A 26,997-nucleotide genomic window follows, 5' to 3' on the forward strand; every position below is an offset into this window, starting at 1 on the left:
TCCCCTCCCTATTAACCTATTCGGCAGATAGCCTGGTGGGTTAGGCGCCAGTCCTATTTTTTATTGATTTTCTATGCTCATAAAAAAACTTGAGTCTTTATAAAAGACCCAAGCACTGTAGTTTTATGATTCTGTTAAAATGATGGTTGCATAGCCTGCATCCTTGGCTCTGTCTTCCATCGCTTCCGCATTTGCACGATTTGCAAAAGCTCCGATTTGGACTTTATACAGATTGTCCCTAAACAATACTGCTGCCTCAAGCCCATCTCGTCTTGCTTGTTCTGCTAAGCTGTCTGCATTTTCTTTATTCCTGAAGGCTCCGATTTGCACCTTATATAGATCTCCAGAACCGCCGCCGCCTGTATCTTTTTTGTTTAGGTTAAAGGCATCGGCTATGCCTTCTGCATGTCCTCTTGCCAATGTGGAAAGGAAAGAAGCGCTTTTCAGTTTATTTGCATCCGTTGCATTGTCAATAAATCCGTTTTCTGTCAAGATAGCCGGCATATTAGTTTCTCTTAGCACATGGAAATTCGCCTTTTTCTTACCGCGGTCGCTCCAGTTAGATAGGTTGATTATACGATTATGAATTGCCGTCTGGTATGTCGTTGTTGGAGCACCAACTCCAGTGTAAACATAGCTTTCAAATCCTACCCCCCCGCCTGCATTTACATGAACAGATACAAAATAGTCAGCTCCCCATGCGTTGGCAGCATTAGATCTTTCTGAAAGGCTGACCGTTTCATCAGAGGTTCTGCTCATCCTTACTGTTACATCTTCGTATTCACTGACAAGCATATCTCTAATCATTGTCGCAATTCGCAATGTGATATCCTTCTCCTGAATTCCATTTCCCACAGCTCCTGGATCAGAGCCGCCATGGCCTGGATCAATAAATATTTTCGCCATTATAATTCACCACCTTACTATTATTATAGAAAGGCGGTGAATCATTGCTTGTACGTATGACTAATTTGTAATTAAAACAAGATCCTTTTCCATCCTGTCACTAAACAGAACGGTTTCCCTAATACTTCCGTCATCCGCTTTGTAGTACATTGATTTTCTAATGATGTTACTCTCTGAGAAGCTTATAAAAATAATTCTTTCAACTGAATCTTCCGTAAGACCATTTATATCGACAGCATCCATTTCGGCTGGATAGCTGTAATGGTTGACTGTACACAAATCAAAACGCCACACTTCATTTCCATTCATAGCGTCTGTCATTGACTTGTAATCCCCTAACTGCAACGCCTCTATATCAGCTTTATTATGAAGGTTTTTCAGTGTTGCTTTCCACTCATTATCACTGCGTTCACATGTATCCTCAATGCCTGCCTTCACGTCTTTCGTCTCCTGTAAAGGCGAGATGATGGCAGTAATTAACACGGATAAAAAAAGCAGCTGTTTCAATAGCATTTAGTCTTCATCCTCCTACTGGGTAGTTCTTACATATCCGCTTATACGCTTATTTATATTTCAAAAACATTACTATTATTATATTTTATTTACAAATTGCGAATTTTTTTCAGGAGGGAAAATCAGCTGAAGTCTAGGGCATGTACTTTTTAAAGAATATGTGTTTACGAACCAATAAATGATAATATTTTCCTTTTCATCAAACTATCCTACCATTCCTGCCACATAGTAAGAATATGTAGGAAGGACATGCATAAATATGTAAGGAAGGAGGAGAGAAAATGAAGAAACGCCTTGCAGCAATCGTTGTAATTGTTCTGCTTGCCTTTATTGCATATGTGGAGACACCTACTGCGAAGATTAATGAGGATTATGTTTATTTTTATGGTGAGACAACGGAAAGTGAACCGGCAAGCACGTCTTCGGAGGTGTATGGAGCGCCAGAATTAGAATATAAATTAGAAGATACGCAGGTAGAGGATGGATTTGTTGTAGAAACATACAGAGAATACGAGATTTATAAGAATCGTGAGGGTGAAGTTGTTAAAAATGTTCCTACTTCTAATCGGGAATATTTAAGATACAAGCAATAGAAGTTTCGTTGTGACAAAAAAGAGGGCTGCACGAAAGACAGCCCTTTGTTTAGAGGCTAATCCTGCCCCTTTCTCCGTTTTTCCTTTTCCGCCCTGTAAAATTCATGGAACATCTTCATTAGCGCTCTTTTTTCAATACGGGAAACATAGCTTCTTGAAATACCAAGCTCTTTAGCAATTTCCCTTTGTGTTTTTTCCTTTTTTAAGTCTAGCCCGAATCTGCCGACAATAACTTCTTTTTCCCGTTCATCCAACACATCGATATACTCTTTCACCTTTTCCAGCTCCATATTCAATTGAATCGTATTCACTACATCTTCGGATTCTGACTTTAATACATCGATTAAGCTGATTTCATTTCCTTCCTTATCCTGACCAATCGGATCATGCAAGGATACATCTTTTTTTGTTTTTTTCAGTGCTCTTAAATGCATAAGTATTTCGTTCTCAATACATCTTGCTGCATATGTGGCAAGCTTCGTTCCTTTCCCTTCCGAAAAGCTTTCTATTCCCTTTATCAACCCAATTGTTCCGATAGAGATTAAGTCTTCCGAATCCTCGCCTGTGTTTTCAAACTTCTTCACAATATGTGCAACAAGCCGCAAATTATGTTCTATCAACATATTCCGTGCATGTGAATCTCCCTCTGCCATCAGTCTTAAGTACTTCTTTTCATCTGATGCAGACAACGGCTGGGGAAAGGCGTTATTTTTTACATAGGACACAAGAAATAACAGTTCTTTTACTAAAAGCCCGAGTGAATAAATTATCCCAGACATATTTCCACCTCCACTTTTGCCTATACTCCATTACTATGTAAAGGTCGAGGATGTCTTGCATGTCCTCGCTCGAATATTAATAGGAAAATATCCATTAATTATGTTTACGATAATCTGCCGCAGGGTATAAAGGACATCCTAAAAAAGTATAAGCAGTCATTAAAGCGGAATTATATTTTTAGAAAAAAGGTAAATTAAAAGAGGATTTTTCTTTCCTTGGCTGGAAAATAGGAATAAAATGGGCTTATGCGTTTTTTTAACAATAATTGGACAACTTTTCGATAGGAGAGGTGCAGATGGATACAAAATATTTAGACCTGCTAACAGAAAAATACGATAGTGAAGAAAAAGTAGTGACAGAAATAATAAATTTGGATGCCATTTTAAACCTGCCAAAAGGGACTGAGCATTTTGTCAGTGACCTGCATGGGGAATTCCATGCGTTCCAGCACGTCTTGAGAAACGGCTCTGGAAATGTAAAGGAAAAGATTAAAGAATTGTTTCATGAAGAGCTTTCCAAAAAAGAGATGGACGAGTTTGCTACACTTGTTTACTATCCTGAGGAAAAGCTCCAGCTTGTTATCAACTCATTCGAGTCAGACCAATTATTGTACGAATGGTATGTGGAAACGATTGAAAAGATGGTTCGCCTAGTTTCCTATGCTTCTTCCAAATATACTCGTTCTAAGGTTCGCAAGGAGCTGCCGAAGCAATTCGTGTATATTATTGAAGAGCTGCTGTATAAAAAAGACGAACTCGACAATAAAAAAGAATACTACTCAAAAATCCTCCAAAGAATCATCTCCCTTGGTCAAGCAAGCAAGCTTATTACAGGGTTAGCATATACGATTCAAAGACTGGTAGTGGACCATTTGCATGTAGTTGGCGATATATACGACAGAGGCCCTCATCCTGATAAAATTATGGAAACCTTAATGGACTATCATTCTGTTGACATTCAGTGGGGAAATCATGATGTTTTATGGATTGGTGCATTTGCCGGCTCTAAAGTATGCCTTGCCAATATTATCCGCATATGTGCACGCTATGACAACCTTGATATTATTGAAGATGCTTATGGCATTAATTTAAGACCATTGTTAAATCTTGCAGAGAAATATTATGAAGATAACCAAGCCTTCCGTCCGAAGCTGAATGCTAAAAGGGAAGAAATTGGCGAAGAGAATATCCTGCAAATCACTAAAATCCACCAGGCTATCAGCATGATACAATTTAAATTAGAGCAGCCGATTATTAAAAGACGACCAGATTTTAAGATGGAGCACCGTCTCCTTTTAGATAAAATCGATTTCAAATCAAATACGATTGTTTTGCATGGTAATACCTATCAACTTGAAAACACTTGTTTTTCAACCATTGATCCATCTGATCCGGCAAAGCTTTTGCCTGAAGAAGAACAAGTTTTAGAAAAGCTGCTTTTTTCGATTCAACATTCTGAGAAGCTTGCAAGACATATGACTTTCTTAATGAAAAAAGGCAGCCTTTATTTAAAATACAACGGCAACTTACTGATCCATGGCTGTATTCCGTTAAATCAAGATGGCAGTATGAAAACAATGGAGCTAAACGGCAAAGAGTACAGCGGCAAAAAGCTGCTTGATGTGTTTGAGAAATACTTGCGCGAAAGTTTCTCTCATCCTGAAATAACGGATGACCTGGCAACAGATATGATTTGGTATTTATGGACAGGCGAAAATTCCTCGCTGTTTGGAAAGAAAGACATGACTACCTTTGAGCGCTATTTCATCAAGGAAAAAGCGATACATAAAGAGCAGAAAAATCCTTACTATCAGTTAAGGGAAGAAGAAGCAACTTGCAGAAGAATCCTTGAGGAATTCAACATGAATCCTGATCACGGCCATATTATCAACGGGCATACGCCTGTTGAAGAAATAAACGGAGAAAATCCGATTAAGGCTAATGGAAGGATGATTGTTATTGACGGCGGCTTTTCCAAAGCATATCAATCTAAAACAGGGATAGCAGGCTACACCCTTCTTTACAACTCATATGGCATGCAGCTAGTGGCACATAAACGTTTTATTAGCAAAGAAGATGTTCTTCAGACAGGAACAGACGTCCTTTCTGTCAAAAGAGTTGTAGACCGAGAGCTGAAGCGAAAACGAGTTATGGAAACAAACATAGGAGAGAAATTGCTCGAGCAAAGAGACGACCTCCAGCATCTTCTCGAATACAGGTACAAAGTGAGATAATTAGAAGCTCATGCATCACAATGATGCATGAGCTTTTTTCATTGAGATTTCTTGCCGATTCTTTCTAACCACCACTTAAATTCTGCCGAAAGCAACAAAATAAATATATGCATATAGCCTTCTCCTTTTAAGTTTCGTTAGGTGGAGTCCTTCTCCACCCACAGGATTGATTGACGCCTTTGCAAAATGATAATCATATTGTTCACCCTTTCTCTTTTCTATTATTAAACATTATAAATATCGATGATGTGACATATGTTTGTCTTTCTGCTCTTCCATTAACTTTTCAATTCTTGCTTGATGCAAATGTTCCTCTGTACTTACTTTCCGCTTGCGAATAATGAGGGTAAAAAACAATAGATTCAGTGTCATTTATACCACCTCCTTCTTAGTCGTACTTTTCTTACTTAAAACATATTTCTGGGAAAATCACCTAGCAGCAATTGCTTTTGGTTGTTTTCTTCTATTAATTGCTCCATTAGCAAATCATGCATATGTTGCTCATGCGATTTTTGATTTTTTTTAATCGTTATCGACATAAATAGAATATTCAGTGTCATTTGCTCACCCCCTTTACGTTGCCATTACCATTATTTAACTAAAATGTTAATTTTTAATTAAAAAGGCGCAAAAAAACCGCAGTTAATCTAGGCTCCTGCGGCACTTTTTAAAAAAAGGCATATAAAAAACCGCAGGGACAGAATTCACCTGCGGTTGGATAGGCTATTATAATGAATTAGCTATTCCAAATTATCACTGGTTGAATTCGTGCATAAACATATTGAGTTGTCATTTTGCCTGCTGCTCCGATAAATACGTTTTGCATATCATTCAACCTCCTTTTGAAATAGTTTTTACATTGGCAATTATATCCTCGATTTCCAGTTTTGTAAACCCCTTTTTCCAGATATGGGTTTTTTATATTAAAGTTTTTGAATAATAGGTTTAATGCTTGTATTTAAAGGGCATAAAAAAAAGAGCATGATTTTCTCATCCTCTTTGTAGCATATATATTTTATTACATATCGTTATCTGTCATATCACTGATCATTTTTTTGTATTTCTTTACTTTAGCGAAAAAGAAAATAGATGTACCTAATGTTAAGACTGAAGTAATTGCCATCGCTTCATCATGCCATTTCACTTCATGAACAGCCGGAACGATAACCCCTAAATAAAAAAAGACTCCAACAGCTAGCAAAACAATGGCAAATCGTTTGTAGTCTGCCAATTTCCCCGACAAGTCCTTCAACGTTTTCTCCATTTTTATCCCTGCTTTCTACTTTTCTATAACTCTACTGTACCATAAGCATGGTCGTCTTTTCTTTAGCAATTGATAGCATGTTAGGAAAATAATAACAAGAAAAAAACTGCCTTCTATAAAAGGCAGTTTTCTTCTTATTTTAAGCCTTGTTCCAAATCCTCTAACAAGTCCTCTACGTCTTCTAAACCTACTGAAATGCGGACAAGTCCATCGGTAATGCCAAGTTCTGCTCTTCTTTCTGCTGGAATAGATGCATGCGTCATTTTTGCTGGTACAGATATTAGACTTTCCACTGCCCCAAGACTTTCTGCTAAAGTAAAATACTTTACTTTGCTAAGAAGCTTATCGGCATTTTCTGCACTGCCAACATCAAAGCTGATCATTCCGCCAAAACCTGACGCTTGTTTTTTACTGATTTCATGATTTGGGTGTGTTTCCAGTCCTGGATAGTACACTTTAGATACAGCAGGATGCTTTTCAAGGAATGCGACGATTTCGCTGGCGCTTTTTTCATGTTCCTCCATTCGAATACCTAACGTTTTCATTCCGCGGATTAACAGCCATGAATCATGCGGTCCAAGCACTCCTCCAGTGGAATTCTGAATAAAATGCAAATCTTCTCCTAGTTTCTCATTCTTAACTGCAACAAGACCTGAGACAACATCGCTATGGCCGCCTAAGTACTTTGTAGCACTGTGTAAGACGATATCTGCACCGAGTGTTAATGGTGTTTGCCAATATGGTGTGGAGAAGGTATTATCAACAATCGTTACTAATCCAAGCTCCTTCGCTGCAAAGGAAGCTGCTTGAATATCAGTGATTTTCAGCAACGGATTTGTCGGTGTTTCGATATAAAGTGCCACGGTATTTTCTTTTACTGCTTCTTTTATATTGTCGATATCGCTCGTATCAATAAAGGTAGCTTCTATTCCAAATTTATTAAGCACCTTTGTTATTACCCGAAATGTGCCACCATAAACATCATCTGTTATTAAAATATGATCGCCTTGTTTAAACAGCATTATAACCGCCGTAATAGCTGCCATTCCGGAGCTAAATGCAAATCCCCTAGTTCCGTGCTCTAAATCCTTTATAAGCTCCTCCAGGGCGTGGCGGGTAGGATTGCCTGTTCGTGAATATTCAAACCCTTTATGATTGCCTACTCCTTCTTGCTTATAAGTGCTGACTTGATAAATTGGAACATTGACAGCACCTGTATGCGGATCTCCTGGTATTCCTCCGTGAATGAGCATCGTTTTGCGTTTCATTTAAATTCCTCCTTCAAAAATCTTTTTACTTATATAGCGGTCGCTGCTGTCCGGTAGGATTACAACTATATTGGTGCCTGGTGCAGCTAGTTTCGCTACTGCCAAGGCGGCATATAGGGCTGCCCCTGAGGAGCTTCCCACAAGCAGGCCTTCCTTAAGCGCTGCCTCATTCACCTTTAAAAAGGCATCGCTATCACTGACTGTATAAATTTTATCGAAGTAAGCTGGGTCCATATAAGGTGGCAGAAACTCCATCCCAATCCCTTCTGTTTTATGAGGGCCAGACTTCCCGCCATTTAGGATCGATCCTTCTGGCTCGACAATAACCGTTTTTATTGAATGTTTTTGTTCTTTCAAATATCGGGCGGTACCCATAAATGTCCCGCCCGTACCTGCACCTGCAATAAAAACGTCAATATTGCCTTCGAGCTGTTCCCAAATCTCCGGTCCAAGTGTCTTGTAATAGGTGTCTGGGTTTGCTTCGTTTTCGAATTGGCCTGGAATAAAGGAATCGGGAATGCTTTTTTGCAGCTCTTTCGCCTTTTCAATCGCACCAGCCATTCCTTTTGCTGTTGGGGTATGGACAATTTCTGCTCCTAATGCCTTCATAACTTGCTGTTTTTCCACGCTGAATTTTTCTGGCACACAGACGATTACTTTCACATCTTGATTTAATGCTGCAAGAGCCAAGCCGATTCCTGTATTCCCTGCAGTCGGTTCAATAACCGTTCCGCCTTTCTTCAGCTTCCCTGTCTCAAAAGCATCTTGGATCAACTTGATTCCCAGTCTGTCTTTAATACTTCCTCCTGGATTATAATACTCAAGCTTTGCAAATATACGAACTTCATTGGGCAAAGGAAAATGGGTAATCTCAACCATTGGTGTATTGCCAATAAGCTGATGCACATTGTTGTAAACTCTCATGATCATTTCCCTCCTTCTATATATCATTGCCTGTTTTGCTTCTAACTCTGTTTGCAATTTATACCGATTACCGCTTATCACAGCTATCCCTATTTGAATAGTCAGAATTAAATGCTAGAATCGGGGAAGTTCCTATTATTAGGACTCCCCGCTATAATCAGTTCATTTTTTGAACGATTCCCACTACTAAGTTCGCCGAATGGACTGCTGCCTTTTCTAAGTATTGATCAAAGGAAAGATGTGATTCTTTTCCAGCTATATCCGATAGAGAACGAATGATAACAAATGGAATTTCATGCTGATAGGCAACTTGAGCTATTGCAGCTGCTTCCATTTCTACAGCCTGTAATCCAGTGAATTTCGTCTTGATGAAGGCTGCCCTTTCCGGATCATTAATAAAGGAATCACCTGTTGTAATAAGGCCTCTGACAACAGCATACTCCCCTATTTCCTTCGCGCTTGATTCAGCTATCTGGATTAGACCATTATCTGCTGCAAAACTCGCAGGCATTTGCGGTACTTGACCGTATTCATAACCAAATATAGTCGCATCCACATCATGATGTCTCACTTCGTCTGAGATGACAACATCGCCGACATTCAAGTCAGGGTTTAATCCTCCAGCAGAGCCTGTATTGATTAAATAGTCCGGTTTGAACGTTTGCAGCAGAATAGTCGTGCTCATCGCAGCATTAACTTTGCCTATGCCTGAGCGAAGCAGAACAACATCCTTCCCAGCAAGATTACCTTCAATAAATTGAAATCCGGCAATTGTCTGCTCTTTCTTATTGTCCATTTGTTCTCTGAGTATGGCAACTTCTTCTTCCATTGCACCGATTATTGCTATTTTCATGTACTTCCCTCTTTCTAAGCTACACTTTTGTTCCTTCCATGATCCAAACAAACTCATTTAAGCGGGTGAATGCGGCAGTAAAGCCTGCTTCCTCTAACATCCTCTGTAATACGGGAATAGTGGAATAGTATTCACGAGCTAAGTCTTCAGCCAGGTTATGGAAACCACTTTTTGCAGCGGCATCTTTTGCTTTTTCATAGTCTTCTTCGGAACGAAACATCGTATCCGCAAAAACTATTTTACCAGATGAAGGCAGTAAATTACTATAAAGAGTAATTGCTTCTGCTTTTTCTTCATCTGTTAAATGATGAAAAGCATAGGTGCTCACGAAAACATCTGGCGCACTCTCTGTTGAGAAGTTAAGAAAATCTCCATCCTTCACCACTGCTTTTTCATTCAGCTTCTCCTCTGCTAATTTCCGCATAGCTTTGGAAGGCTCTATACCTGTAACAAACAATCCTTTATCTGCAAGCTTTAAAGTCAAGTTCCCAGTGCCTGGGCCAAATTCGACTACTGTGCCGTAAGCCCGGTTTGCCACTTCATCTAATATCTGTTCGTAGTTTCGGAACACTTCTTTGTATTCTATATCTTTTGTTAAACTTTCATCATAAGTGTCAGCCCATTTTTCAAAGATCTCCATAAATTCTTTACCCATTTCTCATGCCCCTTTCATAGCAAACAATTCCAATATACATACTATGAATTAGACAAGAGTCATGTTCATAATTTACCACATCCCCTATGCCTTTTTCAATAATTGTGTTGAAGACAATGTCTCCTTGTTTCATGACATATGATAAAATAGGAAAAGAGACTATTTTATTTATTGAAAGGAAGTAAAGGATGAATTTCCAGCTAGATATTATAAAGGATAAAGTAGAGTTCTTTGAAGGTGATTCTTTAAGTACTATCGAAAAAAAAATTACAGAACAAATTGAAATTAACAAAGCAATCCTGCTTGAGGTCCATTCTGTCAATCACCAAACAACACTCCAAGAAAACGGCAGACCTTATCATACGGTTATGGTTCATTTTAAAATAAAAAAATAACAAAAAAGAAACTGCTTATAAGATTATAAGCAGTTTCACTCATTTAACGTATATTTAAATCATTGATTTCCTCTACTTTTGTCGGTTTCCAGCCGCTGCCGTCCACCCACTCAATATAAACGCGATATTTTTCGCTTTTATCCTTTGTAGAAACAGTGCCGATTGATTTATTCTGATCTTTATTATTGTTCCCTAAAAACCAAACAACCATATTGCCTTCATCTATTCCTGTTCCGTATGCCAAAGCTTTTAACTGTTCATCCCAATCAACACCTGCTGAGTAGGAAGCTGTATGTTCACCTGACTGCGTTGTTCCAACAGGCTCCCATGAAGGATTCTCGATGGTTTTAATGACGTTTGAATCACTTCCGCCTTCGGTGATAATAGCCTCTCCATCTTTTTGTGTTTCCTGCTCTTCATCACTTTCAGAGTCGTCTGTACTTTTTGCAGCATCATTATCTGCTTGAGCGGAAGCTTGCTCGTCTTTTGTACTCTCTGTTTGGGCAGTTTTCTTATTTTCCTGGTTATCTGTCTTATTATCACCATCACTGAAAATGGAATAAGAGACAAAAACAATTAATGCTATCACAAGAATGATTAAGGCATTAAGAATAATATTCGTTTTTTTCCTCTTTGAACGCTGTTCAGATCTGCTTCGAACATTATCGTTAGTGTCTGTGCTCAACTTGTTTCTCCTCCCTATTGTTCATACATTTGTATTTACTTTTAATTAATATCTGTATTTAAGCCAACAAAGGCTGTACATATTCTATCATGACTTTTGAATAGTGAAAAGGAAAATGGGTATTTTCTATTGAGCATGACTCTCTTCATGGTCATAAACCGCCTTTACCATATCAGCAAATAGCGGATTGACTCCTCCTTCATCTGCGAATACCTCAAGGTTGACTGCAACTAAGGCATATTTGGGTTTATCATATGGAAAATAGCCTGCAAACCACTTATTATGAAGCTGTTCCTCTCCCTTATAGATGCCAGTCTCTGCCGTACCGGATTTACCGGCAACTTCATACGGCAAGTCTTGAAACCATCTTCCTGTACCTTCTTTGTTCTCAACAACTTCTCTTAAGAGCTTCTGAAGTTCTTGTGCTGTATATGGCGAAATCGTTTCACCATCTAGCTTTTTCTGATCGAATTTCAACAATGTACTGCCATTTTTATATTCTATCTCAGAGGCCACTCTGACTGCCTGCTTTTCCCCGCCTCTGGCGATTGTAGCCATCATGTTGGCAACAGCTATTGGTGTAACCCTGACTTCATTCTGACCAATGCCTGTCAATGCTACATAATTCTTATCCTTTTTTGCATCCTCTGAAAGGAACACTCTGCCTTTTTCTTCATCTTGTATTTGCTTAAAGTCGCTTGAATGAAAAATAGTCCCTTCCCAGCCTGTCGTTGTTGTTAAAGACAGCTTCTTTGCGTAATCTTCTAAGATATTTTTGTCAATATCCTTTAACTCTTTGGCAATTGTTGCGAAAGTATTATTGCAGCTGACAGCAAAGCTGTTTGTGAAATTAAGCATACCATGCTGATAAACAGGGTCTGGATCTCCATTTATTTTTTGGCTGCAGTTATAAATGGCATCATCATTATTCAATTTATTATCTATCGCAGCTGCTGCCACTACGGTTTTGAAAACAGAACCGACTATCTGCTGTTTAAGCATAAAATTATTAATACCATCTGTTTCATAAGGATTTTTATCAATAATAGGACGAGATACCATAGCGGCAACTGAATTTGTCTCTATATCTAAAAGCACAAGTCCGCCTTTTTTGATATTATGCTTGTCCACCAGCTCTTCTGCCACTTCTTGTAATTCTTTATCAATGGTCGTTTTAATATTTACAGGATAAAATGGATTGCCAGGCTCCACATATTTAACGTTCGTTCCAAACAACGGACCTCCTGTGGCATCGACATGATAGACAAGCTTAGATTCTCCATCTGGGAGAAGAAACTCATCAAAGCTTTTTTCTAGTCCCGTTAACCCGATTAATGTGTCATAAGACAGTTTTTTGTCAGGGTATCTTATTTCAAGCTCTGCTTCATTTTGACCGGTAATCCCTAACAGTTGTTCAGCTAACTCATTTTGGACCCTGAATTTTTTATTAACGGCAAATACACCGGGAATTTTCAAATTATTAATATCGGTCATTTGTTTTGCGGAAAGCTCTACCGGCTTGCTGCCACCAAGGACTACAGGCTCTTTTGCCTCCGCTATCGTTTTCGTTAAAGTATATTCAGTTGTCCCAATAATATCCGCAATTTTTCTACTGTCCCATTCCATATTTTTTAAAAACGGAAATAGAATAAGAACTGTTTTCGTTTGCTGTGTCAGCGACTCCCCATTTCTGTCCAAAAATCCCCCGCGGCCGTTATCCAGTACCATCTCCTGTGATCGTTGCTTCACACTAGCTTCCACTAAGTTAATATTATGTTTAGTAAAATGTTCTGTTTCCACAAGCTGTATTTGCACAAGTCTTGCAAGCAGCACAACAAGCATACAAATAAAAAATACACCGATAAATATTGCTCTCTTTCTCCACATAAAAAAACACCTCATCAAGAGTGTTGACGAGGTGTCCTTTTTTCAAACAATTACCGTGAAATTGTTATTTAATTGTAACGATTTCTACATTCATTTCTCCACCAGGTGTTTGAACAACTACTTTATCGCCGACTTTTTTGCCGATTAGGCTTTTTGCGATCGGTGAATCATTGGAGATTTTACCTTCGAACGGATCAGCTTCTGCACTGCCCACAATTGTGTATGTTTCTTCGTCACCATCAGGAAGCTCAATGAAAGTAACAGAACTACCTAGTGAAACAGTGTCACGATCTAATTCATCTTCTGAGATGATCTTCGCATTGCGGATCATGTTTTCAATTGTAGTGATGCGTCCTTCTACAAACGCTTGCTCTTCTTTCGCAGAATCATATTCCGAATTCTCTGATAAGTCTCCGAAGCTGCGCGCTATTTTAATACGTTCAACGACTTCTTTACGTTTAACCGTTTTTAATTGTTCTAGTTCTTGTTCCAGTTTCTCTTTACCAGCCAATGTCATTGGAAATTCTTTTTCGATAGCCAAAATGTTCACTCCTTAAAGTATCCAGCACAATCTATATATTTTGATTGTTGGTTTATGGTATGTATTAAAGTTGATGATGTAAACTCAAGCTAAATTACTAATAGGATGAGTTTAATACGTATTCCGAAAAAAAGAAAGCATTTTCTTTCAAAAAAAGAATAATTATTCCCTAAAATGCATTATTTTAGGGAAATAATAATGCCTCTAATCCTTTATATAAAAGGGGTTAAAAGGTAAAATCAAAGATTTTAAAAAACCTTATCATTTCTCTCGGGAAAAAATAAATTACAGAGCTTATAATAACGATTTTTGCTCAAGAATCGTCTGTATCTTCGTTACCATTAAGTCGATAGCAACGTGATTTTGACCGCCTTCTGGAATGATGATATCAGCATAGCGTTTTGTCGGCTCAATAAATTGATTATGCATCGGTCTTACAACACTCACATACTGATCAATAACAGAGTCCATTGTTCTACCTCTGTCTTGAATATCCCTAACAAGCCTTCTAATAATGCGCAAATCTGCATCTGTATCCACGTACAGCTTCATGTCCATTAGATTGCGAAGTCTTTCATCCTCTAAAATAAGAATGCCTTCCACAATAATAACATCACGAGGTTCGACAAGTATTGTCTCATCTGATCTCGTATGCATGGCGTAATTATATACAGGTTTATCGATTTTTTCATACTTAAGCAATGTTTGGATATGTTCAATTAATAATTCTGTATCAAATGCCAACGGATGATCATAATTTGTTTTTAGTCTTTCTTCAAATGGAAGATGTGATTGATCTTTATAATAATAATCCTGTTCAATCATCAGGATGGAATGTCCTTGAAAATGCTCAAAAATAGCTTTGGTCACGCTTGTTTTTCCTGATCCGGAGCCACCTGCGACACCAATTACAACTGGTTTGCGCTGCATGCTTTAGAGCTCCTTTCTCATCATGTTATTTGGAAATACAGGGTGATCCACTTTAAATTTAACAATTTGCAGCGGATGGCGGGCTGCATCAAGCTCATTGCCTTTTTCATCCCATATCGTATCAATAACTGTCGTAAAATTAGATATTTCTGGACCGAAGAATTCTACTTCCTGTCCTGGTTTAAAGAAGTTGCGCTGCTGCAGCGTTACAATCTTTTCCTCTTTGTCATAATCAAGAACAAGTCCAACAAAATCAAAAGTTGTCTTTTTGCTATGATTACCAAACATTTGCTCTTTATACCCTGGCTGCCCTTCAAAGAATGCTGGTGCTGTTTCTCTGTTTGCACATTTATCCAGCTCTTTCAGCCATTCTTCGTCAATAACAAAATTATCAGGATCAGCACAGTAAGCATCAATTACTTTACGGTACACGCTGACAACTGTTGCCACGTAGTGAATAGATTTCATACGACCTTCAATTTTCAGACTGTCAATGCCCAGTTCAATCATGCGGGGAATCGATTCAATGAGCTTAAGGTCTTTAGGACTCATCGCAAAAGGTGCATCCTCTTCAGAGAAAAGCGGCTTTTCTTCTGTGTTTTCCAGTCTGTACAGATCATAATCCCAACGGCATGATTGACAGCATCCGCCTCTGTTAGAATCCCTTGCTGTCATATGATTGCTTAGTGTGCATCTTCCAGAATACGCAATACACATTGCTCCATGAATGAATGTCTCGATTTCAATATCGACTTTTTCTTTCATTTCCTGGATTTCTTCTGCACTGGTTTCACGGGCAAGCACAACTCTTTCTAAGCCCTCTTCCTTCCAGTACTGAACAGCTTTCCAGTTGGAAAGAGACTGCTGTGTGCTTAAGTGTACTTCTATTTCAGGTGCTACTCTGCGGCATGTTTCAATAATGAGCGGATCAGCAACAATAATGCCGTGAATGCCTGCTTCTTTTAATCCAAGCAGATATTCTTCCAGTCCGTCGATATTTTCATTATGCGCAAAAATATTTGTTGTTACATATATTTTCGCATCATAGTTTTTTGCAAATTCCACTCCCTCTTTCATTTCCTCGAAAGTGAAATTTCCAGCGTTAGAACGGAGTCCATATTCTTGGCCTCCGATAAAAACCGCATCAGCTCCATAAGCAACGGCTATCTTCAATTTTTCAAGATTGCCTGCAGGCGCCAAAAGCTCCGGCTTTTTGACAATGATTCTTTTACCGTCTCGAATTTCAGAGATAGGTGTTTTCACTGCTGTCATCGTCTGTACTCCTCCTAATTATTAATACACTGTTTCTTTAAAGAAAAATCCTGTGTCCAACGGTCTATTTGCCGGCTGTATCTGTTCAATTTCTGCTAGTAGATTATCCTTTTCCTCATCGTACTGATCAGGATTATTTACAAACATCGTTATTGCTCGATGATAAATGCTCGTCACTTTTTGAATATAAGCAGAATCCTTTAAAATACCGTCTATCTTAAAAGAATCGATGCCTGCTTCTATCAATTCCTGCAATTCATCAACAATGCAAATATCATTAGGACTCATAATATGTGTGCCGTTTTCGTCTTCAAAGATCGGATACTTGTTCTCTCTCTCTTTATCATGGAGGAAGTAATCCCTGTCTTTCTGTTTATCGGCCATATCTTGCTCTTTGCCCTGATGTTGGAAGTAATGCCCTAAAAGGGTGCGCTTTGATTGGAACATTGTCGTCATGCCGTGAACTTGGATTTCCAATTCGACTTCTGCATTCTCTTTCATCTCAATGATTGCATCCATGCTCAGTTCCCGTGCGAGCACCGCTCGTTTAGCACCTTTTTTCCCCCAGTAATTGCAAGTATACCAGTTAGTTCCAGTGGTTTCTGTGTTCCAATGCAGTTTCATGTCTGGGGCAACTTCACGCGCCACCATAAGAACTGCCGGATCACCAAAAATAACGCTGTCCGCATTCACATCTCTTAAGAAAGCAATATAATCATAAAGGTCATCTATTTTTTCATTGTGAAAAAGACCGTTGACAGCTACATATACCTTCTTGTTTCGTCCATGGGCAAGTTCAATCGCTTTTTTTACATCATCGCGCTTAAATTCTCCTGCTAAACGCAATCCAAATTTCTGTTCACCGATCACAAAGGCATCTGCTCCGCTTTCGATCAGTGGAATAATGTCTTCAACCGTAATTGGTGTAACGAGCAATTCAGGTTTTTTCATTTTTTATCTCCTCTTTTTGCTAATTGCTAATCCATCACCAACAGGCAGTATTGCTGTATGGTAATCTGGATGCTGCATTAGCCATTGATTAAAATCCTTAATTTTTCGGACAAGCTGCCTTACATTCCGGCTGTCTATATTTTCCTCCACAACAAGCCCGTGGAATAAGATATTATCCGTAAAAATCACGCCTTCAGGGGAAAGCATCTTGGAGTATATATCAAAAAACTTCCGATATTGGCTTTTTGCAGCATCTATGAATAAGGCATCAAAAGGACCGTGCTCCTGCACAAGATTCTCCACTTCTAACGCATCACCCTTAATGAAGTGAACTTGTGAGCTTTTGTTCAATGTCTCTACATTGGATAAGGCCACATTATATCGGTCCTCATCACGCTCAATGGATACAATCTTGCATTCTGGCAAAGCGTCTGCCATCCGCAGTGCAGAATATCCTATCGCTGTCCCAATTTCGAGAATTTTTTTGGGCTGCTGCATTCTTAACAGCTGAAGCAATGTTTCAATGCCTACAAGCTCCATAATTGGGACTTCATTTTCCTCAGCATACTTTTCAATACCTAAAAAGGCTTCACTTCTATCTGGAATTAAATTCTCGATATATTTCAGCACTTGTTCTTCATTCTGCAACAGAATTCACCTCTATTTACATTTGCCAGACGTTACTGAATGTCTCTTTTTAATTGGCTAAATTTTCAGGAATTGTTTCCCTCCACCTGAAAAATGTTAGCTTCTTTTATTAAGAACCTAACTTTGCGGTGTATGCCAAATTTGTTAATTACGTATAACTTGTTCCTGTTTAAAAACACTTGTACTATTTTAACATAAAACGCTGGGGAAAGCTAATTAATCATGCTCTCCCCACATCGTTTTAATTATTTGTAATATATTTTGCCTTTAATGAGTTATGCTCATCAAGTGTGCTCGAAAAATATACAGTTCCATCACTGGATGCCAGGAAGTATAAAAAGTCGGTATCAGCTGGATGAAGCGCTGCTTCCATGGACATCGTACCTGAATTGGAGATAGGCCCTGGCGTCAACCCTTTATTTTTATACGTATTATACGGAGAATCTACTTCTAAATCCTTGTATGTGACTCTTGCTTTATGTTTGCCTTGTGCATACAGGACCGTCGGATCTGTTTGCAGCGGCATTCCTTCATCAATGCGGTTATAAAACACACTCGCAATTTTATCTCTGTCTGCCTTTTCTGTTGCTTCCTCTTCAATCAAGGATGACATAGTCAAGAATTGATGAACAGTCATATCTTCTCTTTCAATATCCTGCCTGTACTTCTCCACAACGCTTTGCGTCTTATCAAGCATGGTAGAAACAATCTCATCGAGGCTAGGGTCCTTTTTGTAGAAAGCATACGTAGCAGGGAAAAGATATCCTTCTAATGGATACTTAATATCTTTAGCCCAAACCTCTGTTGTCAAAATGGACGGATACTTTTCCATTAATGACTGAATGAACTTTTCATCATTTAAACTTTTGAAAACTTCCTTCTCAGGCTGCTTTGTCTTATCAGCTATCACAGCTGCTATCTCGTCAAGTTGTTTACCCTCCGGTATCGTCATAGTAAATACCGGCTCCTGCATGATTCTACCAGTCTTTAAGCTTTCGATGATTTCCTGGAAAGTCATCGAGGGATTCATATGATACTCCCCTGCCATGAACTCTGATTCGTTTTTAAACTTTACATAGTATTTAAATACTCGCGCGTTTTTAACAAGTCCGCTGTCCTCTAACGTCTGAGCTATATAGGAGACACTTGAACCGATTGGAATATCAACAATGATTTCTTTTTTGCTGCCAGGGTCCACTGGTTCTAAGCTTGATTTAATATAAAAATAACTGGTTAGTGACACAGCTGCAATTACGACAGCAAGTACGAGAATGGTTAAGCCAACGAATCTCCTGATTGTTTTTGCTTCATTTCGTCTTTCCGCTATCTTCTCAAAAAACATTTCTTTTTTATTTTTTCCTTCATTATTCCCCTCTTTTATTGACAATTATCTTTCCCTCCTAAAACCGGGTATGTATTACCTATAATAAAACCATATCTCGACTAATTATACTATATTCTAACAAAGAAAGTGAAAAAAATAGCGAATGAAGTCTATTTTACTATCGGAGAATAGTCTTTGGAAATAATATCCACAAACAAAACCCTCCATATTTATGCCATTGTCCACGACCGTTTTCAAGCATAAAAAAAAGGGACAGCACTATTGCTGTCCCCATCTGTTTCTTATTCTTCTTCTTCGTTAGCAAGGAATGTGTTAAGCATTTCCTCTACTAAATCCCACTCTTCATCTGTTTCGATAGGAGATAGCTCACCATCGCCAGTTTCTTCGTTCGGGATAAATGAAGATGCATGAATGTCGATTTCGTCGTCTTCACCGTCATCTTCCCCGATTGGGTAATAAAGAACATATGATTTTCCAAATTCATCTGATTCAAATGTGAACAAAATTTCGCATAATTGTTCGTTTCCTTGCTCGTCCACTACTGTAATTGTATTAGTTTCTCCGTGTTCCATTACTTTCACCTCATCATTTCTGGCTATCTAAATAGCCTTGTAATATCATAGATGCTGCCATCTTATCAATTACTTTTTTCCTTTTTTTTCTGCTGACATCTGCTTCAAGAAGGACTCTTTCAGCAGCCATCGTCGTCAGTCGCTCATCCCAAAATACAACTGGTAGACCGAATCTTTCTTCAAGAAGCTTGCCGAAATGTTGGCTTGCTTCACCGCGAAAGCCGATGCTGCCATTCATGTTTTTTGGAAGGCCAACCACTATTTTACTTACATCATGCTCAACAATCAATACTCCTAAACGGTCTAATCCGAATTCTTGTTTCTCTTCGTCGATTTTTACAGTTTCAATGCCTTGGGCTGTCCACCCAAAAGCATCACTAATTGAAACCCCTACCGTTTTTGAGCCTACATCCAAGCCCATTGTTCGCATTTCTTTAATCCTCTCGCTGCTGTTTTAAGTAGAACTTAACAAGCTCTTCAATAATCTCGTCACGCTCTAGTTTGCGCATAATATTTCGTGCATCCATATGGCGCGGGATGTATGCAGGGTCTCCTGAAAGTAGATAACCGACAATTTGATTAATTGGGTTATAGCCTTTTTCTTGAAGAGCATCATATACTTGATTCAACACTTCTTTTACGTCATGTTCATATGGTTCTTCAGGAAAATTGAATCTCATTGTTTTGTCGAATGAGCTCATTTACAACACCCCTATTTTCAGACAGATTCTGTTAATTGATACCTACATTTTACACTACTTGCCCACATTATCAAATGGATTTGATATATTCCTCAACATAGTTTAGCGCTTCTTGCAATTTTTGAGGGTCTTTTCCGCCAGCTTGAGCCATGTCCGGACGTCCTCCGCCGCCACCGCCGCAGCGTGTTGCCACTTCTTTGATGATCTTACCAGCATGGTAACCTTTGTCCATCAAGTCTTTCGTAACAGCAGCAATTAAGTTTACTTTATCTTCATTTACGCTGCCAAGAACAATGATTCCAGAATCAAGCTTCTGCTTCAAGTCATCAGCCATTGTGCGCAAGTTGTTCATCTCCACACCTTTAATGCTTGCTGTAAGAACATTAACTCCATTAACGTCTTTTACTTGGTCAACTAGGTTGCCTGCTTCAATGTTGCTTAGTTTTGCTGCAAGCGACTCGTTTTCACGCTGAAGCTGTTTCAGCTCTGCTTGAATTGTCTCAATTCTAGTGCCGACATCTTTCGGGTTTGTTTTCAGCTTGCTTGCTGCATCCTTCAAGATGTTAAGCTGATCTGTCAACTGCTGGTAAGCAGCTTGTCCTGTTACAGCTTCGATCCTTCTTGTACCTGCACCAATACCAGCTTCTGAAATTATTTTGAACAAACCGATTGTGGATGTGTTATCAACATGACACCCACCGCATAGCTCAAGGCTGTAATCGCCAACTTGAACAACACGAACAACTTTTCCGTATTTTTCGCCGAATAAAGCCATTGCTCCCATAGCTTTTGCTTCCTCGATATCTTTATAATCAATTTGAACAGCAATACTTTCCCAAATTTTTTCATTAACGATTTTTTCAATTTTTTCAAGCTCTTCTGCTGTAATTTGCCCGAAATGAGAGAAGTCAAAACGCAAACGGTCTGTTTGTACTAGAGAACCTGCTTGGTTAACATGCGTTCCAAGCACATCCTTTAATGCTTGATGAAGCAAATGTGTTGCCGTATGGTTTTTAACGATTTTTGAACGGTTGCTTCTGTCAACAGCAGCTTCCACTTCGTCATTAACTGTTATAACACCTGATTGCACGATGCCTCGGTGCAGGTTTTGTCCGTTTGGTGCTTTTTGAACATCTTGGACCAAAATAGTAACAGCTTCTGATGAAATGGTTCCAGCGTCTGCAATTTGTCCGCCGCTTTCCGCATAGAATGGTGTCTTATCCAAAATGAACTGGATTTCTTGGCCTTCTTCTGCTTTCTCTACTACCTCTCCATCTACTAGCAAAGCAGATACAACAGCAGAAGCAGTTAGAGATTGATAGCCAACGAATTCACTTTCCACTTTGATTTCCCCAAGAACACTCGATTGAACTTGCATGCTTCCCACTTCTTGACGTGCCTTACGAGCTCGGTCACGCTGGCTTTCCATTTCTTTCTCAAAGCCTTCATGGTCAATTTTCATGCCTTGCTCTTCTGCATATTCCTCTGTCAATTCTACAGGGAAACCATATGTGTCATAAAGACGGAATACATCTTCACCTGAAATAACCAAGCTGTTAGACTTCTTCGCCTTTTCCATTACTTCCCCAAGAATGGAGAGACCTTCATTCAATGTCTCATGGAAGCGCTCTTCTTCGCTCTTCATTACTTTTTGAATAAAGTCGGCTTTCTCTTTCACTGTCGGATAGTAATCAAACATGATTTCACCAACAACAGGTACTAGCTCAAACATGAACGGGCGGTGGATATTGATCTTTTTCGCATAGCGGACAGCTCTGCGCAGCAATCTTCTTAAAACATATCCTCTGCCCTCATTAGAAGGCAATGCTCCGTCACCTACTGCGAATGCAACTGTACGAATATGGTCAGCAATTACCTTAAATGCTTCATCTGTTTCCTTATCTGCACCATATTTCACATCAGCAATTTGTGCTGTTGCCGCAATAATTGGTGTAAAAAGATCTGTATCAAAATTGGTTGGAACATTTTGCACAACAGAAGCCATGCGCTCAAGTCCCATCCCTGTATCAATATTTTTCTTTGGAAGTGGTGTGTATGTTCCATCTGGATTATGGTTAAATTCAGAGAAAACAAGATTCCATACTTCTAAATAACGGTCATTTTCGCCGCCTGGATATAGTTCTGGGTCATTTAAATCATTTCCGTATTCTGGACCACGATCATAGAAAATCTCTGTATTCGGCCCACTTGGACCTTCCCCGATATCCCAAAAGTTTCCTTCTAAACGAATAATGCGGCTTTCAGGAATCCCTATTTTGTCGCGCCATAACGCATATGCTTCTTCATCCTCAGGATGCACTGTGACAGATAGTTTCTCTTTGTCAAAACCAATCCACTTGTCGTCTGTTAAAAACTCCCAAGCCCAATCAATTGCTTCCTCTTTGAAATAATCTCCAATTGAGAAGTTTCCAAGCATTTCAAAGAATGTTTGGTGCCTTGCGGTTTTTCCGACATTCTCAATATCATTTGTGCGAATTGATTTTTGTGCATTTGTAATTCGCGGATTTTCCGGGATTACACGGCCATCGAAATATTTTTTCAATGTTGCAACACCGCTGTTGATCCAAAGCAAAGAAGGATCTTCATGAGGAACTAATGATGCACTAGGTTCCACACTATGCCCTTTTTCTTGGAAAAAATCAAGGAACTTTCTTCTAATTTCTGCCCCTGTTAATACTTTCATAAAAAGTTTGCCTCCTTCTATGTATGACTCCTTAAATATTGATTAGGAGTAATAATTTTAAAGCATAAAAAAAACCCCCATCCCTGGACAGGGACGAAAGTATGCTCGTGGTACCACCCTGATTTATGGCAAAACACTGCCATTTCTCAAATCTCCTTAACGCGGATGGACGGCAGGTATTAACTGCATTCAAGAATTAGCTTTCGACTATCCTTCACTTATGTTCCTTTCAGCCACGGGAACACCTCTCTATTTAGCATACGCCTAAAGTGGACTATAATCTACTTGATTCTATCATCATTTTGTCACTATGTTCTTCTCTCGAATTATACTGATTTTTCTCTGCAATTGTCAACATGTGAATCACTTAAGAATGCTAAGGATTAGTGGTTTTTCCAAAATGAACGTGCAAATGCATGATTGCTACTTTCAAAATAGAAAGGACAGGAACTGCTACTACCATTCCGACAATACCGCCTACCTCTCCACCAAGGAGCAGGGCAAACATAATAAATAGAGGATGCATATGCAAGCTTTTCCCAACAATAAAGGGCGAAAGGATGTTACCTTCCAAAAACTGCAGCACTACAATGATGATAACAACAATGATCAGCATTTTAACAGACATTGTACTTGCAATTATAACGGCTGGAATTGCCCCTATAATGGGTCCGAAGTAAGGAATAACATTGGTAATTCCGATGATTATTCCTAATACTAACGGGTACTTTAAATCAAAAAAATAAAAGGAAATCGATGATAGACTGCCAATGATAAAACAAACTAGCAGCTGTCCTCTTATATAGCTGCCCAAAGACTGATTTACATCCTTCAAAAATAAAACACTGCTTTCACGCCATTTGTTAGGAGTTAAAAGCAAGGCCGCTCTTTTTACTGCTTCAATATCCTTTAACATGTAAAAAGAAATAAACGGTATTAACATCATAATTACGAATGAATTAACAAAACCCATGATACCTTTAATAAGCTTTGTCAGCAATCCATCCAGCTTAACTTCAAAAGATTCAATCCCTTTATCAACCTTCGTCTGCAAATTATCAGGCCATGCCCTTGTTCGCTCTTGTATATAGTCAATCCAGCTTCTGTACTGGTTTGCAAGCTCTGGCGCATTTTCTGTCAGCTCTCTCATCTGCTCAATGAAAATCGGAATGCACTTATAAAGTCCATAGCCGACTCCTCCAAAAAAGAGGATATATATAAATGCCACAGCAAGGCCGCGATGCAGTCCCATTTCGTGGATTTTTTCAACAATCGGATGAAGCAAATAGGTAATAAATGCACCAAGGACGAAAGGAAATATCACCTTCATCAACAGCTGCAAGATTGGAGTCCAAATTGGAGATAATTTAAAAAAGATAAAAACTACAATAAACAGCAATAGTGTAAATGCTAAGCGATAATACCACTTGACTCTTATTTCCATTCTACACTCCTCCCACCCATAATTTGTGTGAAAAGGAGGTAATTTATACAAATAAAGGAGGCGAATTACACGCCTCCTGACTTCTTAACTGTATCTGCGATTGTCTTCCTCGAACAAGTCATCTAATGAACTAAGGCTTCCATCCTCTTCCACTTGATGTGTATGGATAACCCCTTTTACTAATGACAGCTCAATAAAACAGTTCCAGCAATAATACTGGCTGATTCCAATTTTCCCGATATCTTTGCTTTGGCAATTTGGACAGACTAACATCTGAAAACACCTCTAACAATAAGTTTATAGACAGCCATTTCTCAAAATAGTTGTCACTGGTGTTTCCAGTGTGTCCAATTCTTACCCTAAATAAACATCTCATAGCTTTTTTTATAGGAGCCGGCTTTTTAATGCTGTTTTCTTCTCAAAAAAAACAGATGCCATTCCTTTAGAATGACATCTATAGCTTGCTTCTTTATATAAAAACAATGTGATACAAACATTTCCACTAATCGTTTATTGTGTCAGCTTTCTTGAGCTGGCATAAAATCATATGGAGTAACATTCTCCATTCCGATAAGCGGATCAATTTCCATTATCCGATCACTGTAAAACAAGGAAACATCTTCTTCTGCTGCCTCGATATCTGCATCACTTTGCGAAAAGACTTCTTTCAGCTTTTCCTGCAGGGAAGTTTGGCGGTTCAGCTCATCATTTCGGCCTACCCCTATTTCCATCGCATCCACTTCGCCAAGCAATATTAAAAATTGTTTACTTCTTGTAATGCCGGTATATATTAAGTTTCTCCGCAGCATCCTATAGTAGCTTTTTACAATTGGCATAATAACAATTGGAAATTCACTACCTTGGGACTTATGAACAGAACAGCAATAAGCATGGGTAATTTGATTTAAATCCTGCCTAGTATAAGTTGCTTCAATTCCATCGAAGGAGACAATAACCATGTCTTGTTTTTCTGTATTTTCCTTTGCATAAAAGATGGATACAATTTCTCCCATATCTCCATTATAGACATTGTTTTCTGGCTGATTAACGAGTTGCAGCACCTTATCGCCAATTCGGTATTTAACATCGCCGAACTTTAATTCCTTACGTGTTCCATCTGGATTTGGGTTCAATATTTCCTGGAGAATGACATTGAGCCGGTCTATTCCTGCAGGGCCTCTGTACATCGGTGCCAGAACTTGAATATCCATTGGCGCATAGCCCTTTTTCTTCGCGTTGAGGACAACCTTCTCTATAGCCTGTGCTATTTGTCCAGAGGCACATTTAATGAAGGACCTGTCTGTTTGCTGCTGAGTTAAATTACTTGGCAATCTGCCGTCCTTTATCTCATGAGCAAGTTCAATGATAGACGAACCTTCACTCTGCCTGTAAATATCAGAAAGTCGGACTGTCGGAATGCAGCTTGATGCCAGCAAATCCTTCAGCACCTGGCCTGGTCCAACAGACGGAAGCTGGTCTTCATCTCCGACAAGAATGACTTGAATATTGGCTGGCAATGCTTTAAACAGCTGAAAAGCTAGCCAAATATCAACCATGGAGGTTTCATCAACAATAATGATTTTTCCTTCAAGAGGATTCTCCTCGTCCTTGTCAAAACCGCCGCTTCCGTTCCAGCCTAACAGACGATGAATGGTGACAGCAGGTAAACCAGTCGATTCTGTCATCCTTTTAGCCGCTCTTCCTGTGGGAGCCGCTAAAATAAAAGGAAAAGGTTCTTCCTTTTTGTAATCCTTCGGATCAAGGCTGCAGCCATGCAGTTCACCATAAAGCTCTACAATCCCTTTTATAACCGTGGTTTTTCCTGTCCCCGGTCCGCCTGTCAGCATAAGCATCGGCGCCATCAGTGCTGTTTGGATGGCTTCCCTTTGTGATGGTGCATATTGAACTCCAAGCCTGTCTTCCAAATTTCCGAGTGCAAGCAAAAATTCCGATTCTGGAAACTGATCTTCGTATTCCTTCTGTTCCATCACTCTTTTAATATGCCGGACAAGGCCTTTTTCTGAGTAATAAAGGGAAGGCAGGAAAATCTTCTTATCTTCGACGATGATTTTCTTTTCTTCCTGAAGCAAGACAATCTGGTCTGCAATAGCTGAAAAGTCTACTTGCTCCTGTTTATTTTCCTCGAGAAGATCCTTTACTCTGTTCAGCACATATTCTGCTTCCAGGTAGACATGTCCCTCCTGGCTGCTGCCAAGCTCGAGCACATAGAGGCAGCCTGCTTTAATTCTGGCAGGATGGCTGCCAATTAGGCCAATCTGAAAGCCTAAGTCATCTGCTTTACCAAAACCGATTCCTTCTACATCCTCTACAAGCTTATAAGGGTTGGACTGGATAACCTCCAATGTGTTTTCCTTATAAGTCTGGTAAATTTTCATGGATAGCTGCGGCCCGAAACCATACTGATTCAACGATATCATCGCCTGCTCCAGCCCTTGATTCTGCATGAGCGTATCATAAAGAAGCTTCGCCTTGTCTGGAGGAAGTTTGGGAACAGTATCAAGCAAAGATGGTTCATTCAAAATTTTAGTGATGGCATTTTCCCCTAAAGTTTCCACGATGTTCTCTGCTGTTTTCTGGCCGATTCCTTTAAATAGCTCACTAGACAGATAGGTGATAACCCCTTGTTTTGTCTGCGGCATCTCTTTTCGGAAAGAGGAGACCTGGAATTGGAGTCCAAAGCGGGGATGGTCTTTAAATTCACCAAAGAATGTATATGTATCATTTTCATGCATCTTCGGCAAATATCCTGTGACAACGGCTTCCTTATCTTCATAGCTGTCATTCGTTTCATCTACCCTTATCCTGAGCACGGTATAAAGATTATCTTCGTTGTGAAATATCGTGACAAGATGGCGCCCCTTCACATACTTACCCTGCTCCTCGAAAAGATCCAGTGAATTTTGCTCTTCCAA

General features: G+C 39.2%; 28 protein-coding genes. 3 read left to right on the forward strand and 25 right to left on the reverse strand.

Annotated features, from left to right (window positions below; genetic code table 11):
• Window positions 1-123: 123 nt before the first annotated feature.
• Both MKX82_RS13935 and MKX82_RS13940 read right to left on the reverse strand, forming a co-directional pair.
• A complete protein-coding gene (locus MKX82_RS13935) occupies window positions 124-906 on the reverse strand; it encodes an N-acetylmuramoyl-L-alanine amidase (RefSeq protein WP_341077886.1) in 783 nt (260 codons plus the stop codon).
• 60 nt (window positions 907-966) lie between these two features.
• The gene (locus MKX82_RS13940) at window positions 967-1,419 is read right to left on the reverse strand and encodes a hypothetical protein (protein WP_341077888.1); all 453 of its coding nucleotides are present in this window, start codon (window positions 1,417-1,419) and stop codon (window positions 967-969) included.
• Between the two features lie 281 nt (window positions 1,420-1,700).
• Between MKX82_RS13940 and MKX82_RS13945 the strand changes: the two genes are divergently transcribed.
• Window positions 1,701-2,012 (forward strand): hypothetical protein, encoded by a 312-nt coding sequence (locus MKX82_RS13945; protein ID WP_233313078.1) that lies wholly within the window; start codon window positions 1,701-1,703, stop codon window positions 2,010-2,012.
• A 56-nt stretch (window positions 2,013-2,068) separates the two neighbouring features.
• On the opposite strand, the gene sigK is transcribed toward MKX82_RS13945, so the two are convergent.
• Window positions 2,069-2,791 carry an RNA polymerase sporulation sigma factor SigK gene (sigK, locus tag MKX82_RS13950; RefSeq protein WP_233313077.1) on the reverse strand — a complete coding sequence of 241 codons (723 nt, stop codon included), beginning with the start codon at window positions 2,789-2,791 and terminating at the stop codon, window positions 2,069-2,071.
• Between the two features lie 296 nt (window positions 2,792-3,087).
• Between sigK and MKX82_RS13955 the strand changes: the two genes are divergently transcribed.
• Window positions 3,088-5,025: a fructose-1,6-bisphosphatase gene (locus MKX82_RS13955; RefSeq protein ID WP_237941731.1), complete on the forward strand. Its 1,938-nt coding sequence runs from the start codon at window positions 3,088-3,090 to the stop codon at window positions 5,023-5,025.
• Window positions 5,026-5,256: 231 nt separating this feature from the next.
• On the opposite strand, the gene MKX82_RS13960 is transcribed toward MKX82_RS13955, so the two are convergent.
• The 7 genes from MKX82_RS13960 to MKX82_RS13990 form a co-directional block, all read right to left on the reverse strand.
• Window positions 5,257-5,397, reverse strand: a complete 141-nt coding sequence (locus tag MKX82_RS13960; RefSeq protein ID WP_233313075.1) for a YrzI family small protein — start codon at window positions 5,395-5,397, stop codon at window positions 5,257-5,259.
• Between the two features lie 35 nt (window positions 5,398-5,432).
• Window positions 5,433-5,585, reverse strand: a complete 153-nt coding sequence (locus tag MKX82_RS13965; RefSeq protein WP_233313074.1) for a YrzI family small protein — start codon at window positions 5,583-5,585, stop codon at window positions 5,433-5,435.
• Between the two features lie 458 nt (window positions 5,586-6,043).
• Complete coding sequence (locus tag MKX82_RS13970) at window positions 6,044-6,289, reverse strand: YrhC family protein (RefSeq protein ID WP_233313073.1); 246 nt, start codon at window positions 6,287-6,289, stop codon at window positions 6,044-6,046.
• A 134-nt stretch (window positions 6,290-6,423) separates the two neighbouring features.
• Window positions 6,424-7,557, reverse strand: coding sequence for a bifunctional cystathionine gamma-lyase/homocysteine desulfhydrase (locus tag MKX82_RS13975; RefSeq protein ID WP_237941732.1), 1,134 nt, complete (start codon window positions 7,555-7,557; stop codon window positions 6,424-6,426).
• Window positions 7,558-8,481, reverse strand: a complete 924-nt coding sequence (locus MKX82_RS13980; protein ID WP_341077893.1) for a PLP-dependent cysteine synthase family protein — start codon at window positions 8,479-8,481, stop codon at window positions 7,558-7,560.
• Between the two features lie 157 nt (window positions 8,482-8,638).
• The gene (mtnN, locus tag MKX82_RS13985) at window positions 8,639-9,334 is read right to left on the reverse strand and encodes a 5'-methylthioadenosine/S-adenosylhomocysteine nucleosidase (protein WP_233313070.1); all 696 of its coding nucleotides are present in this window, start codon (window positions 9,332-9,334) and stop codon (window positions 8,639-8,641) included.
• 19 nt (window positions 9,335-9,353) lie between these two features.
• Window positions 9,354-9,989, reverse strand: coding sequence for a class I SAM-dependent DNA methyltransferase (locus MKX82_RS13990; protein WP_233313069.1), 636 nt, complete (start codon window positions 9,987-9,989; stop codon window positions 9,354-9,356).
• Window positions 9,990-10,177: 188 nt separating this feature from the next.
• Here MKX82_RS13990 and MKX82_RS13995 point away from each other — a divergent pair, with 188 nt between their 5' ends.
• A complete protein-coding gene (locus MKX82_RS13995; protein ID WP_233313068.1) occupies window positions 10,178-10,384 on the forward strand; it encodes a DUF2536 family protein in 207 nt (68 codons plus the stop codon).
• 43 nt (window positions 10,385-10,427) lie between these two features.
• Here the strand turns inward: MKX82_RS13995 and MKX82_RS14000 are convergent, their stop codons facing one another.
• The 15 genes from MKX82_RS14000 to recD2 all read right to left on the reverse strand — a co-directional run bounded on the left by MKX82_RS14000 (window position 10,428) and on the right by recD2 (window position 26,997).
• Window positions 10,428-11,069: a YrrS family protein gene (locus MKX82_RS14000; RefSeq protein ID WP_233313067.1), complete on the reverse strand. Its 642-nt coding sequence runs from the start codon at window positions 11,067-11,069 to the stop codon at window positions 10,428-10,430.
• Between the two features lie 126 nt (window positions 11,070-11,195).
• Window positions 11,196-12,956 (reverse strand): peptidoglycan D,D-transpeptidase FtsI family protein, encoded by a 1,761-nt coding sequence (locus MKX82_RS14005; RefSeq protein WP_233313066.1) that lies wholly within the window; start codon window positions 12,954-12,956, stop codon window positions 11,196-11,198.
• A gap of 64 nt (window positions 12,957-13,020) precedes the next feature.
• A complete protein-coding gene (greA, locus tag MKX82_RS14010) occupies window positions 13,021-13,497 on the reverse strand; it encodes a transcription elongation factor GreA (protein ID WP_233313065.1) in 477 nt (158 codons plus the stop codon).
• Between the two features lie 294 nt (window positions 13,498-13,791).
• Window positions 13,792-14,427 (reverse strand): uridine kinase, encoded by a 636-nt coding sequence (udk, locus tag MKX82_RS14015; protein ID WP_233313064.1) that lies wholly within the window; start codon window positions 14,425-14,427, stop codon window positions 13,792-13,794.
• Between the two features lie 3 nt (window positions 14,428-14,430).
• Entirely contained in the window at window positions 14,431-15,699 is a 1,269-nt protein-coding gene (locus tag MKX82_RS14020; RefSeq protein ID WP_233313063.1) for a peptidase U32 family protein, read from the reverse strand.
• A gap of 21 nt (window positions 15,700-15,720) precedes the next feature.
• The gene (locus MKX82_RS14025) at window positions 15,721-16,650 is read right to left on the reverse strand and encodes a peptidase U32 family protein (protein WP_341077900.1); all 930 of its coding nucleotides are present in this window, start codon (window positions 16,648-16,650) and stop codon (window positions 15,721-15,723) included.
• A gap of 3 nt (window positions 16,651-16,653) precedes the next feature.
• A complete protein-coding gene (locus tag MKX82_RS14030) occupies window positions 16,654-17,298 on the reverse strand; it encodes an O-methyltransferase (protein ID WP_233313061.1) in 645 nt (214 codons plus the stop codon).
• A 241-nt stretch (window positions 17,299-17,539) separates the two neighbouring features.
• Window positions 17,540-18,640: an endolytic transglycosylase MltG gene (gene mltG, locus MKX82_RS14035; RefSeq protein ID WP_233314699.1), complete on the reverse strand. Its 1,101-nt coding sequence runs from the start codon at window positions 18,638-18,640 to the stop codon at window positions 17,540-17,542.
• A 284-nt stretch (window positions 18,641-18,924) separates the two neighbouring features.
• Window positions 18,925-19,215 (reverse strand): DUF1292 domain-containing protein, encoded by a 291-nt coding sequence (locus MKX82_RS14040; protein ID WP_233313060.1) that lies wholly within the window; start codon window positions 19,213-19,215, stop codon window positions 18,925-18,927.
• 13 nt (window positions 19,216-19,228) lie between these two features.
• Window positions 19,229-19,645 (reverse strand): Holliday junction resolvase RuvX, encoded by a 417-nt coding sequence (gene ruvX / locus MKX82_RS14045; protein WP_233313059.1) that lies wholly within the window; start codon window positions 19,643-19,645, stop codon window positions 19,229-19,231.
• A 4-nt stretch (window positions 19,646-19,649) separates the two neighbouring features.
• On the reverse strand, window positions 19,650-19,916 hold the full coding sequence (locus tag MKX82_RS14050) for an IreB family regulatory phosphoprotein (RefSeq protein WP_127737353.1): 267 nt from the start codon (window positions 19,914-19,916) through the stop codon (window positions 19,650-19,652).
• Between the two features lie 70 nt (window positions 19,917-19,986).
• On the reverse strand, window positions 19,987-22,620 hold the full coding sequence (gene alaS / locus MKX82_RS14055) for an alanine--tRNA ligase (RefSeq protein WP_341077906.1): 2,634 nt from the start codon (window positions 22,618-22,620) through the stop codon (window positions 19,987-19,989).
• 376 nt (window positions 22,621-22,996) lie between these two features.
• Complete coding sequence (locus MKX82_RS14060) at window positions 22,997-24,064, reverse strand: AI-2E family transporter (RefSeq protein WP_233313057.1); 1,068 nt, start codon at window positions 24,062-24,064, stop codon at window positions 22,997-22,999.
• Window positions 24,065-24,148: 84 nt separating this feature from the next.
• Window positions 24,149-24,337, reverse strand: a complete 189-nt coding sequence (locus MKX82_RS14065) for a hypothetical protein (RefSeq protein ID WP_233313056.1) — start codon at window positions 24,335-24,337, stop codon at window positions 24,149-24,151.
• Between the two features lie 245 nt (window positions 24,338-24,582).
• Window positions 24,583-26,997 (reverse strand): SF1B family DNA helicase RecD2, encoded by a 2,415-nt coding sequence (gene recD2 / locus MKX82_RS14070; RefSeq protein ID WP_341077908.1) that lies wholly within the window; start codon window positions 26,995-26,997, stop codon window positions 24,583-24,585.

Source organism: Niallia sp. FSL R7-0271 (genome assembly GCF_038005785.1).
Classification (GTDB): Bacteria; Bacillota; Bacilli; order Bacillales; family Cytobacillaceae; genus Niallia.